Here is a 12,068-nt window from a genome sequence, read left to right as displayed (position 1 = left end):
TTCCTTAGAACTTCACTACTTCTGGAGCCTTGGTAAAAGAGCTAAAGGTTGCAGTAGCGTTCTTTAAATAGAATACCTCTGTATTTCCGTCGTCAGCCTTGTACATTCCCTGAAGTGATGGGTATGCATCAAGCATAGACTGACGGGCTTCGTTTCTATCATCCTCTACAAGCTCCCCTGCAACTCTGAGCCACTCACCGTTCATGAATGCACAGATCTCCACCTTTGGATTAGCGTGAATCTGCTTAGAAACGTCTTTTACCTTACCAGTCTGAATATAAAGCTTGCCCTCAAATACATGAGCAGTGCCAAAAGGTCTTACTCTAGGCTGATCCCCATCAACTGTAGCAAGATAGTAAGTACCTGCATCTTTTAAAAATTTAACAACTCTCTCCATATTTTCGTCCTCTCTTTCTCAGGGTTATGTGATTTCTTACCTACCATTATAGCAAAAATGAGCCCTAGGGACGGAGGTTGCGGCTCATTTTTGTTAAAATGAGCCCTAACCTCCGTCCCTAGGGCTCACTTTTGCCACGTATTTCTTCTGCTCTGGCAATGATCTTGTCCTTCCAGTCATCATCCTGAGCTTCCAGCTGGTAAGTGTTAAAGCCATACTCCCTACCCCAGGAGCATATCACAGTTTCATCATCCACATGAAGAGAGATGCGATACCTGTTAGGAAGCTTTTGAGGAAGTGTTTCTTTATGATCCTTCTGGACTTCCCTCAGGTGTCTGTTACCGTTTATGATGCCATCAAACTTAACCTTATACAGCCTAAACAACGTCCTGATATATCTCTCCGACCTAAAAGACGAAGTGTAGACCCACACCTCATACCCAAGTGCCTGCAGACCATTGATCAGATCAGGTGTTCCGAGCCTTAGCCTTTCCTTAAAGATCTTGTTAAAAGGAAACATAAGCTCAGGCTCTGTCTTGTGGGTAAGAGGTGACACGAACAACACTTCGTCCAAGTCAAAAGAGACCCTCATTTTTTTCTCGTTATCTTCCCTATGCATCTTTTTCCATCTCGTCAACTATATCCATCACCGCGTGAGACCAGCTAAGGTCACTAAGCGGTATCTCTTTTTCCTCAAATTCCTTGCTGCCAGTATAGGTTTTAAGCACCATATTCCTGTCTACATGGATGGTACTCTTGTACTTCTCTGCAATAAGCTTGTTGTATTTGTCCTTCGCCTCCTGGCTTCTCTTGGCAATACCTGTCACAACGCCGTCCACTTTCACATGATAGCGTTTAAAGAGCTGCTTCAAATAGTCAAAAGAGTAAAAATTCGAAGAGTACACCCATATGTCATAACCTAGAACTGACAAGTGATTGAAAAGAGCTGGAATTCCAATTCTCAAACGCTCTTTATACTCAAGACTAAAAGGAAAAGAAAGACCTCTTTCCAAGGCTTCCTCTCCCTCTTTTCCAAAAACAACTTCATCAAGATCGAAGGTCACACGTTTGTCGTGGGTCGACCTCTCCAGCATAAGCCTAAGATCCGCCTCATGGGTAAGGTTTACAATCTTGACAAAAATATCCGGAACTCCCATGCGAAGAGCGGCCGCCCATCTATGGTGACCGTTAATGATCATATATCCTTCCGGATACATCTTTTCAATTATTATCGGATCCTTTTCCTCTTCGTAAGTATGCTCTTTGGCCCGCCTTATCTTCTGTTCATACTCAGAAATGATCCTGTAGCTGGGCCCAACCTCAGGCTTACTAAACTCATCGTCAGGATTTGGATGAAGGTTCTTGCAGCGCTGCCTTTTGGTTAAAAGACGCTTGATCATCCCGGTCTTTACCGGAAAGCATCTACCTTCAAACCTTGCCATCTCTTCGGCGATATATTTATCAAGATCCATAGCTCACCTTTTTAATAATTAGGAAAAGACTTAGAAACCACCATGTTTACTACGCCGCCCTTAATAGAGATCTTTATATCATCAGCAAGTTTTTTGAGAATGGAATGCTCATAGCGGTCCCACTCAGGATCTTCTATATATCTTCCAGCAACGTCTGAAGCCACGTCATCTGGCAGCTCGTAATAACTACTATTATCTGCTTCAGCAAGCATAGCCTCTTCAAAGGCATCTCTCAGCATTCCAAGGAAAGTTTTGGCAGCCTCATTCTTCCTCTCACTAGAAGAGTTTATTAAAAGATATCTCTTTTCCTTGTCCATAACAGTCTCAGTTGTCATGTTGAGGTCAAACTTACTGCCTTCACACTCAACCCAAAAAGAAGCTTTGATCTCGCCAGTGATACTGCGAGCCATGCTTAGAAGTTCCTCAGCGCAGAGCTGAAGCTGGGTTGAATCCTTTGTATCAAGGCATTTAAACTCAGCAACCTTCTTGGTTGCCTCTATAGCCTCTTTAAATCCATTTCCCTTATTATCTATGATCACTACATCTGACTTCATTTAGGACACCTCCTGTTTTTACGTCATTCGACATCAAGTAAGCTGTCAAAACCAGTAACAGAGAAAACTTCTTTTACAATTTCATTCGCACCAACAACCTTAACTGTTCCCTTGTTGTGCAAAGCTCTCTTGGCCATGAGAAGTGTTCTAAGGCCAGCAGATGAGATGTATTCAAGATTCTTTACATCAATGACCAGTTCCTTGACACTATCAAGATCCGGCTTAATCTCAGCCTCAAGATCTGGAGCCGTCAAAGTATCAAGTCTTCCTTCAAGTACAACATCAAGTCGATCACCATTTAGTTTTTTTGAGATATTCATGCTAATCCTCCTTGCCTAGATATACCATCCAAGTTTTGTACTGTATTGTATCTATAATTTTATCACAATATAGTCAACATAGACACAAAAAAATGGGCCCCAGGGACGGGGTTAGTGGACCATTTTTTTCTCAAAATGGTCCACTAACCCCGTCCCCTAGGTCCACTTCTGCCATTTTTCGTCACATGAACAGCATCAACACCAGTCTCACCACCAAGGCCACGATCCACGCCACAGCGCACTGCCACAGCACTACTCCAAGAGCCCACTTTTTGCCAAGCTCTCTTTTTATAGAAGCAACTGCAGCAACGCATGGAGTATAAAGAAGGCTAAATACCAGCAGTGTAGCGGCTGTAACCGGAGTAAGAGCTCCTGCCACATTCCCCTCAAAGAGGATTCCCATTGTGGAGACCACGCTCTCTTTTGCTATAAAGCCACTGACAAGTGATGTACAGATTCTCCAGTCACCCAGTCCAAGTGGTATGAAAAGAGGTACTATAAAGCTTGATATTCTGGCCATGATGCTCTGCTGTGAATCACTTACAAGGTTAAAGTATGGATCAAAGTTACTTAAGATCCAAACAATAATTGTTGCAAAGAAGATGATCGAAAAGGCCTTCTGAATGAAATCCTTAGACTTTTCCCAAAGAAGCTGGCACACGCTTCTAGGACTTGGAAGTCTGTAGTTTGGAAGCTCCATGACAAAAGGAACCGCTTCGCCCTTGAACACTGTCTTTTTTGACAAAAGAGCAAACATGATACCTGTAAGAATTCCAAGCAGATACAGACCTGTCATGATGAAGCCGCCTTTTCCCGGGAAGAATGCATTTACAAAGAACGCATAAATAGGGAGCTTAGCAGTGCAGCTCATAAATGGTGTCAGGACGATGGTCATCTTTCTGTCTCTATCAGAAGGCAGAGTTCTTGTGGACATAACCGCAGGAACCGTGCATCCAAAGCCGATAAGGAGTGGTACGATGCTTCGGCCAGAAAGACCTATCTTTCTAAGGAGCTTGTCCATTACAAAGGCTACTCTTGCGATGTAGCCGCTATCTTCCATAAGTGACAGGAAGAAGAAAAGAGTTACTATGATAGGAAGAAAGCTAAGTACACTGCCAACGCCTTCGAAAATTCCCTCTACAATAAGGCCTCTAAGCACTTCATTGACCTTTGTTGCCTGAAGTAAGAGGTCTACTTTCCCTGTGATAAATCCAATGGCATCTTCAAGTAGTCCCTGGAAAAATGCGCCGATAACATTGAAAGTAAGGAAAAATACCAGTGCCATGATCAGCACAAATACAGGAATTGCAGTGTATTTCCCCGTGAGGATCTTATCTATCTGATTACTCCTTGCTTTTTCTTTGCTTTCCTTTGGCTTCTTGACGCAGGACTTGCAGATTCTTCTGATAAAAGAGAATCTCATATCCGCAATGGCTGCGCTTCTGTCCAGGCCACTTTCTTTTTCCATCTGAGAAACGATGTGCTCAAGAGCATCCTTCTCATTTTCATCAAGTCCAAGTTTGTCGATTATAAGCTTGTCGCCCTCTACAACCTTGCTAGCCGCAAACCTGATAGGAATACCAGCTGCCTGTGCATGGTCATCTATCATGTGCATAACTGCGTGAAGGCACTGATGCACGGCTCCGCCTTTATCCTCCTTTGAGCAAAAATCCTGCTCTACAGGTTTTTCCTGATATTTTGCAATATGTATAGCATGAGAAATAAGCTCATCTACACCTTCATTCTTGGCTGCAGCAATAGGAACCACCGGTGTTCCCAGCTCTTTTTCCATGGCATTGATATCTACGGCGCCGCCATTGCCTGTGAGCTCATCCATCATGTTAAGAGCAACAACAATAGGAATGCCCATTTCCAGAAGCTGCATGGTCAGATACAGGTTACGCTCGATGTTGGTAACGTCTACGATGTTGATGATAGCGCATGGCTTCTCATTCAGAACGTGGTTACGAGATACTATCTCTTCACTGGTGTAAGGTGACATTGAATAGATGCCAGGAAGGTCAGTAACCATGGTATTTTTATAGCCGCGGATCTCACCGTCCTTGCGGTCAACAGTAACTCCAGGGAAGTTGCCTACATGCTGCTTGGAGCCTGTCAGCTGGTTGAAAAGAGTTGTCTTTCCGCTGTTCTGATTACCAACCAGTGCAAATGTCAGGACTGTCCCCTCTGGAACCGGGTTCTCATGCTCCTTTTGATGGAAGATACCAGCTTCGCCAAGTCCAGGATGAGCTGTTTTAAAAGATATCTCTTCACTCTTGTCAGAATCTTCCTCGCCTGAAAGCTTCTCTATATCGATCTGTTCAGCCTCTGACAGCCTAAGTGTCAGTCTATAGCCGTGGATCTCAATCTCCATTGGATCTCCCATTGGAGCCAGCTTCACAACGCTGACCTTTGCTCCGGGGATCACGCCCATATCCAAAAAGTGCTGGCGGAGAGCCCCCTCGCCGCCAACCTTAGTAATCTTTGCTCTTTGTCCAATCTGTAACTGCTTTAGTGTCACTACTTTTCTCCTAAACCTTTTTATCTATACTAAGTATGCTCTCGCAATTGTTAGTTAATGATAACAATTCTCATTAACATTATAGCATCTATTGGCGAAATGAAGCATTCGGAATAAAAGCCCTAAAAATGTCGATTTTTTGTGAGTATTATGTTACAATTCTTGTCATAAATTATTACAAAATGTATTGGGGGTTTTGTATGAATCTAGAGTATTATTCTTTTTTATTCGTCGTGTTTGCTATTCCGGCAGCACTGCTGATCTTGTGCATTTATTCCATTGTCAAATTTGTTAAAAGAGATAAGACAGACATGCGTAGTACCAGAAAATATCTCATTATTATGCTCATCTCTGGTTTCTTATTTCTTGCAATCGTAGCTTTTTACATCTTTGTCTGCTGGCTGTTGACGCAGATGGTTGCACATATGTGAGGTGGCGCTATGGATGAAAAAATATTTACTAAGATTCTCGTAACTATTACTTTTCTTGGCATTGTAAGCATTGTAGTCCTTTCTGTTTTGTCCTTCCTTTTATACAAGGACTGCTCAATAATCTCATACATCGCAAACAGAGGATAATGCCATGAAATTAAAGAATCAGATTTTTGCAATCCTAGGACTGATCCTGGCATTCGTCCTATTCGATCTTTCTATTTTTAATGTTGTAACCAAAAGATATATTGATCCTCGCGGAGACGAGATGAAAAGCCGCTCAATCGAAGTTTCTGAGTACCTGCCATTTACGGAAGATTCCGGAATCGTTCACGTTGATTCAAGCGTGAAGTTATCTGGTGACCTTCCTGTAATTGACGGCGCAGCTGCTCTGTATCCAATGTTCTCCGCTTTTGTAGATGCAACCTATCCGAAAGAAAGCGTTTCTTTTGACGGAACAGACTTCACAGAATATAGTGCCCTTCAGTTTCACAACACCAGAGGTGCCTACCAGGCTGTAGTAGACGGAGACGTCGACATCATCTTCTGCGCAAAGCCTTCAGAAGAGCAGCTTGCTTATGCCGAGGAAAAAGGCGTTGAGCTCAAGATGGTTCCTATCGGCTACGAAGCCTTTGTATTCATCGTGGGAAAAGACAATCCTGTTGACGACCTAACTATCGAGCAGGTTCAAGGTCTTTATACTGGAAAATATAAGAACTGGTCTGAGGTTGGTGGAGACAACCGCCTTGTGGATGCAGTTCAAAGAAATACCGGAAGTGGCAGTCAGACTGCAATGCTGTCATTTATGAACGGACAGGAGATGAAAAAGTCTATTATGGGAGCCCTGATAGGAAGGGCAATCGGCTTTTCTTTTAGATATTATGTGGAAGGGCTCAGCGTCAATCCAGACGTTAAGATGCTCTCCCTAAACGGCGTGTATCCAAGCGAAGAGAACATTGCAAACGGCACATATCCAATCGCCAGCAACTTCTACGCAGTATATGATGCTTCTAACGAAAATGAGAACATATCTCTTTTACTGGATTTCATCCTGTCTGATGAGGGTCAGAGAATTGTAAAAGAAAGCGGCTACACACCTATGCAATAATGTAAAAAACAAAGCACTGCACATGTATAAAGCATGTTGCAGTGCTTTTTATCGTTAAACATAGCTATTTTAGTTGCTTTCAGATGTTCTTAATTACTATCGAAATCTTAGAAGGCTTCCTTGAGCACTTCTTTGAGAGTTGTTGCTGAGGCCTTGAGTGCCTCTTTTTCCTGATCACTAAGCTTAATTGGAACTGCGCCCTCAACGCCATTTCGACCTACAATAGCAGGCATACTAAGTGCAATGTCATCAATTCCAAAATCGCCATGTTGAATGCTGGAAATTGGAAGGATACTCTTTTCATCCCTGATGATTGCTTCACAGATGCGCCTTACACTCATGGCAATGCCGTAGTATGTGGCGCCTTTCTTTTCTATAATACCGTAGGCGCTGTTCTTGACGTTTTCTGCTATCTTATTCATTGACTTCTCATGTTCGAAGTGGCCTCTCATCTCACAGAAGTCATTGATTGGAATTCCTGAAACATTGGCGCTACTCCAGGCGGCAATCTCGCTGTCACCATGCTCACCAATGATAAATGCGTGAACGGAACGACTGTCGATATCAAGGTGCTCACCCAAAAGGTATTTGAACCTTGCTGTATCAAGCACTGTTCCGGAGCCAAAGACTCTGTTTTCTGGGAATCCGCTGAGCTTGGCTGCTGCATATGTCAAGATATCTACCGGATTTGCAACTATCAGAAGAATTCCCTCTTTATTATACTTTGCTATTTCAGGAATGATGGATTTAAATATCCCAATGTTCTTTTTTACAAGATCAAGTCTTGTCTCACCTGGCTTTTGTCCCGCTCCCGCTGTCACAACTACAACCGCCGCATCCGCTGCGTCTTTGTAATCGCCAGCATAGATAGACATTGGCTTTGCAAAAGGAAGGCCGTGGCTGATATCAAGCGCTTCGCCCTCTGCCTTGTCTTTATTTACATCGATCAGCACCATCTCAGAAAAGAGACCACTCTCCATGAGAGCAAAAGCTGATGCTGAGCCAACAAACCCACAACCTACTACTGCAACTTTTCTTTCATTAAGTGACGCCATGATGTACCTCCTTTATGTGATGTACAATGTATCATGATCTCAAGATATACTCCTATTGAGATAAATCGAAGTTATATTGCTTGTAAATATAGTATATCTTTATTTTGGTTTCTATTAAACGTTATTTAGTGACAATTTTATTCAAGTATGTTTCCGTCCCTTGAAATAGTAACTACCTGCCAAGGAATGAATTTTCCACTATTTCTAAGCGCGTTCTCTGCTGCTCTCTGAAGGCCACCGCAACATGGAACCTCCATCCTTACTACTGTCACGCTCTTGATATCGTTGTACTTGATGATCTCTGTGAGCTTTTCTGTGTAATCGCCCTCATCAAGCTTTGGGCATCCGATCATTGTAACCTTGCCCTTCATGAAGTCTTCATGCATGTTGGCGTAGGCATATGCTGTGCAATCTGCAGCAATGAGGAGCTTAGCGCCATTATAGAACTCTGCCTGTGTAGGAAGGAGCTTGATCTGGCATGGCCACTGCATCAGGCGGGAAACGGGCTTACTATAGAAAGATGCTTGTACCTGCGCATCATTGCTACCTTCTGCGGATGCATCCTCTTTTCCCCCAAGCTGCATGAACCTTGATCCAGGGCAGCCATGTCCTTTTGCCTTAAGTTCCTTGCTAGCCTTAACTGCCGCCTCATCGTATTCAGGTGCTTCCCTGTTTTCAAAGGTTATGGCTCCTGTTGGGCATCCTGGAAGGCAGTCTCCAAAACCGTCGCAGAAGTTCTCTCTCACAAGCTTTGCCTTCCCGTTTATTATCTCTATTGCGCCCTCGTGGCAAGCTGTGGCGCAGATTCCGCAACCATTACACTTTTCTTCATCGATATGAATTATCTGTCTGACCATCTCAATTCTCCATTTCTTTTTTAAACTTGTTCTGATGGCGTCAGTATAATATACTCGAATTGTAAATTACGTTGTTTAAACCACATTTTTAAAATTTATGTTTTTCCATTTTGGATTGGAACATGTTTGGAAACGGCGGTGGATCATGGATTATTCAAATTTATTAAATAGCAGATTATTTTCAGGTCTTTCATCAAAAGAGCTCTCTCAGTGCCTCGAAACTCTTGGCTCATTTGAAAGGTCTTTTCACAAAGATGAGATTATCCTCCACGCAGGAGACAAAACATCGATGATCGGCATGGTCATCTCCGGCAGCGTCACCATCGAAAGTAACGACGTCTGGGGCAACTGCACGGTCCTTAGTCACGTTGGAGCCGGCCAATATTTTGCTGAAACCTACGCCCTTCTTGGCGCTGTCATGCTGGTGGATGTCAGAGCCAATGAGGACTGCCGGATTCTCTTTTGCAACATCAGGAATATCCTGGATAGTAGCCAAAAGAGCTCCTCCTGGAAGGAAAAGCTCCTTCAAAACATCCTCATAATTTCGTCTCAAAAAAATCTCGCCCTCTCCGGAAGAAGCTTTTACACTTCTCCAAAGAGTTGCCGAAGTCGCCTCCTGTCCTACCTTAACGCCATCGCCCTCCAGACTGGATCTAGGGAATTCGACATTCCCTTCAACCGCCAGCAGCTGGCTGACTACCTGAACCTAGAGCGCACCAACATGTCAAAAGAGCTGTCTCACATGCGAGATGAAGGACTCATTGAGTTTAGGAAGAGTCACTTCAAGCTCCTATAAATGAAAAAAGCTGCGGCCTTAACGGTCCGCAGCCCTATTTTTTCTATCTTTCTCTTCTTTTCCAACAAGTAATGCTCCAACGATCATGCACACTAGCGCTATTCCCGCTTGAATTGCTGTAAATAGTGCCCCGACAATTGGTGTCGCAAAATCATTGCTAACGCAGTTGTAATGATACACAGTGCCTATGATTCCACCGACTATGGTGCAGATCAAGACAATTACCATGCGCCCCATATATTCGCCCTTGTCCGCTGCATACTTGCACATAAGCCCTGAAACACCCACCACAATAATAGTCGGAACCCCAAGCATGTCGCCCACTAGGACATTTCCAAGTAATGGTCCGATAAGTGGTAAAAATGCAAATAAAGTAACCCAATTCTTGTTTTCCATACTCTTTCCCTCCAAGATTTTATGGTTTCATATTAGGCATGCCATCATCATACATGTCACTGTCAAAAGAGCTGCTATAAGTCTTTTCTTCATAACCTTTTCTCCACAAATTATAAGCGTTTCTACTAAATATAACACGTCCTAAGGAGGGCATGTTGCAATGGCAACACTTTGTGCCTTTCCTCTTGTTTGTGATTTGGAGGCAATATAGCATTTTTTTACAAGTTTTTTACCCCTAGATTCATAATTAGGGGTAAGGTTTTATAAAATAGTCTTCCGTAGTAAAAATCAAGCATGCAAAAAAGGCCCAAAATAAGCAAAAAGGATAAAGATTGATTCAAAAATTTCCGACATTGCCTTCAAAATGACAACCAAAATCAAGAATTAAAACTTGATAAAAATTAATGTGACAATACAATTGTATTGATGTAAAATAGCTAAGGTTGGCTACAGGCCAAATACATGGGAGTTTTTAATGACATGTTAAAAAACGCAAGTTTACATCAGAACAATAGCTGGAAACAGATTGCCATGAACATGCTTCTGGCAGCCGTCAGCTTATTTATAAATGGATTTGGGATCTACCTTACAATTCAAGCGAACATTGGCGCGAGCCCATGGGATGTTCTTCATATCGGAATGTCCAAGAGTCTTGGAATCCTCTATGGAACAGCATCTATCATAGTTTCATTATCTATTCTTGCAATTGATATTTCACTGAGAGAGCCTATTGGAATCGCGATGTTTATTGACTCTATTGTAGTAGGTAAGTCCGTAGACTTTTTTAACAGGATAAATCTAGTGCCTAAGTGCACTTCACCAGTTCTCGGCGTAGCTGTGATGCTCCTTGGTCTTACAATTGCAGCGTATACGCAGTACACATACATGACAGCGTCACTTGGATGCGGACCAAGAGATACACTTCTTGTGGCACTTTCAAAGAGAATAAAGAAAGTCCCAATTGGTGGACTGAGCATAGCTCTTTTGACTACTGTAACGTTCATTGGTTGGCTACTTGGCGGACCAGTCGGCATCGGAACTTTGATCAGTGCATTCGCAACAGGTCCTATCATGCAGGTAGCATTTAAGTCAGTTAAATTCAACGCCGCTGAAGTGCACCACCAGCGCATTGACGAGTCTTTCAAAACAGTTTTTACACATTCACACGCAGCTTGAGGCCGCAAGATCATCCATGCTCTCCTTACTAGACAAACCAGTGAGGAGGGTATTTTTTTAGCACTTTACATTCTTCAAAAAGCATGTTATATTTCTTTCCGGTCATTTCATTTGACCGTTCTATCAAATCTAGAATCTGGGAATATTCTTCCGAACGATTCATTTTAAGTAAAAAGAGGTGCATATGACGCTTACTACAATTATGAAGCAGCAGGAGGCTATTCTTAAAAAAGAAATTTCTGCGCTTCAGCGAAAAATCAAAACTATGCCTGAAGGACTTTTTGTATGCTACAAGTATAAAAACAATACCAAATGGTATCAGGAACTCAAGGATTCTTCAGGAAAAGTTACTCGTAAGTACATACCAAAAGCAGAAAAGGCCCTTGCAAAAAAGCTTGCGCAAAAGACTTACTATACAAAGCTTCTTTCAGCTAAAAAGCTACAATACAAAAATGTCCAGCGCTATCTTAAACATGATAAAGCCCCATCAGCATATAAATTACTTGATGAAGCAGCAAAAATGGATGACCTGTTAGATGAAATTGTTTACAAAAGAGCTTGGGAAAAAGCTGAATACCCTCGAAATGAGGATCACAAAGAAAAACTTCTTTTCAAAACAAAAAAGGGAGATATGGTTCGTTCAAAAACAGAAGCCTATATCGCTGATACGTTATTTGAGCTTAGCATACCTTATAGATATGAGTGTCCTATTGTCTTTGACGGAATAACACTTCATCCTGACTTTACAATTCTTCATCCCACAAAAGGAATAACCTATATCTGGGAACATCTAGGGCTAATGGACAAGCCTTCTTACGTTCAAAATTCTCTTGGCAAGATTCCTCTTTACATATCCCAAGGCTATATGCCAGATTATAACCTGCTTTTTTCTTATGAATCCAATAAATATCCAATAGACTATGCGCTTATTAGAGAGATGGTGCAATTCTATTTTTGTGAATAGGCAAGTTTGACACCATTTTGA

Annotated in this window: 15 protein-coding genes; 6 read left to right on the top strand and 9 right to left on the bottom strand. The window is 42.4% G+C overall.

The features are described 5' to 3' along the window. Nucleotides 1–4 precede the first annotated feature (4 nt). From bhn_RS02340 to feoB, 6 genes are all read right to left on the bottom strand, one after another. Nucleotides 5–397: a pyridoxamine 5'-phosphate oxidase family protein gene (locus bhn_RS02340; RefSeq protein WP_071175183.1), complete on the bottom strand. Its 393-nt coding sequence runs from the start codon at nucleotides 395–397 to the stop codon at nucleotides 5–7. A gap of 118 nt (nucleotides 398–515) precedes the next feature. After that, nucleotides 516–962 carry an HAD family hydrolase gene (locus bhn_RS02335; protein ID WP_236845983.1) on the bottom strand — a complete coding sequence of 149 codons (447 nt, stop codon included), beginning with the start codon at nucleotides 960–962 and terminating at the stop codon, nucleotides 516–518. Between the two features lie 46 nt (nucleotides 963–1,008). Beyond that, complete coding sequence (locus tag bhn_RS02330) at nucleotides 1,009–1,869, bottom strand: ParB N-terminal domain-containing protein (RefSeq protein ID WP_071175182.1); 861 nt, start codon at nucleotides 1,867–1,869, stop codon at nucleotides 1,009–1,011. Nucleotides 1,870–1,880: 11 nt separating this feature from the next. Then, nucleotides 1,881–2,423 (bottom strand): hypothetical protein, encoded by a 543-nt coding sequence (locus tag bhn_RS02325; RefSeq protein ID WP_071175181.1) that lies wholly within the window; start codon nucleotides 2,421–2,423, stop codon nucleotides 1,881–1,883. Between the two features lie 23 nt (nucleotides 2,424–2,446). Further along, complete coding sequence (locus bhn_RS02320) at nucleotides 2,447–2,743, bottom strand: STAS domain-containing protein (RefSeq protein WP_071175180.1); 297 nt, start codon at nucleotides 2,741–2,743, stop codon at nucleotides 2,447–2,449. 181 nt (nucleotides 2,744–2,924) lie between these two features. Then, nucleotides 2,925–5,264, bottom strand: coding sequence for a ferrous iron transport protein B (gene feoB / locus bhn_RS02315; RefSeq protein ID WP_071175179.1), 2,340 nt, complete (start codon nucleotides 5,262–5,264; stop codon nucleotides 2,925–2,927). Between the two features lie 200 nt (nucleotides 5,265–5,464). On the opposite strand from feoB, the gene bhn_RS02310 reads away from it, so the two are divergent. The 3 genes from bhn_RS02310 to bhn_RS02305 are packed head-to-tail and all read left to right on the top strand — an operon-like array spanning nucleotide 5,465 to nucleotide 6,803. Beyond that, nucleotides 5,465–5,695, top strand: a complete 231-nt coding sequence (locus bhn_RS02310) for a hypothetical protein (RefSeq protein ID WP_071175178.1) — start codon at nucleotides 5,465–5,467, stop codon at nucleotides 5,693–5,695. Nucleotides 5,696–5,704: 9 nt separating this feature from the next. Next, complete coding sequence (locus tag bhn_RS15655) at nucleotides 5,705–5,842, top strand: hypothetical protein (RefSeq protein WP_161487282.1); 138 nt, start codon at nucleotides 5,705–5,707, stop codon at nucleotides 5,840–5,842. 4 nt (nucleotides 5,843–5,846) lie between these two features. Further along, on the top strand, nucleotides 5,847–6,803 hold the full coding sequence (locus bhn_RS02305; RefSeq protein ID WP_071175177.1) for a PstS family phosphate ABC transporter substrate-binding protein: 957 nt from the start codon (nucleotides 5,847–5,849) through the stop codon (nucleotides 6,801–6,803). Nucleotides 6,804–6,910: 107 nt separating this feature from the next. Here the strand turns inward: bhn_RS02305 and bhn_RS02300 are convergent, their stop codons facing one another. Both bhn_RS02300 and bhn_RS02295 read right to left on the bottom strand, forming a co-directional pair. Further along, a complete protein-coding gene (locus bhn_RS02300) occupies nucleotides 6,911–7,858 on the bottom strand; it encodes an L-lactate dehydrogenase (RefSeq protein ID WP_071175176.1) in 948 nt (315 codons plus the stop codon). A gap of 137 nt (nucleotides 7,859–7,995) precedes the next feature. Continuing rightward, a complete protein-coding gene (locus tag bhn_RS02295) occupies nucleotides 7,996–8,715 on the bottom strand; it encodes an ATP-binding protein (RefSeq protein WP_071175175.1) in 720 nt (239 codons plus the stop codon). Between the two features lie 145 nt (nucleotides 8,716–8,860). Between bhn_RS02295 and bhn_RS15360 the strand changes: the two genes are divergently transcribed. Continuing rightward, entirely contained in the window at nucleotides 8,861–9,511 is a 651-nt protein-coding gene (locus bhn_RS15360; RefSeq protein WP_083385638.1) for a Crp/Fnr family transcriptional regulator, read from the top strand. Between the two features lie 18 nt (nucleotides 9,512–9,529). Here bhn_RS15360 and bhn_RS02285 read toward each other — a convergent pair whose 3' ends face one another. Next, entirely contained in the window at nucleotides 9,530–9,907 is a 378-nt protein-coding gene (locus bhn_RS02285) for a hypothetical protein (protein ID WP_071175173.1), read from the bottom strand. A gap of 480 nt (nucleotides 9,908–10,387) precedes the next feature. Between bhn_RS02285 and bhn_RS02280 the strand changes: the two genes are divergently transcribed. Then, entirely contained in the window at nucleotides 10,388–11,083 is a 696-nt protein-coding gene (locus bhn_RS02280; RefSeq protein WP_083386046.1) for a YczE/YyaS/YitT family protein, read from the top strand. Between the two features lie 184 nt (nucleotides 11,084–11,267). After that, the gene (locus bhn_RS02275; RefSeq protein WP_071175172.1) at nucleotides 11,268–12,047 is read left to right on the top strand and encodes a hypothetical protein; all 780 of its coding nucleotides are present in this window, start codon (nucleotides 11,268–11,270) and stop codon (nucleotides 12,045–12,047) included. Nucleotides 12,048–12,068: the final 21 nt, after the last annotated feature.

The organism is Butyrivibrio hungatei, from assembly GCF_001858005.1.
GTDB classification, from domain to species: Bacteria; Bacillota; Clostridia; order Lachnospirales; family Lachnospiraceae; genus Butyrivibrio; species Butyrivibrio hungatei.
Note: the sequence above shows the minus strand (reverse complement) of the source record. Positions and strands in the feature narration are given on the sequence as shown.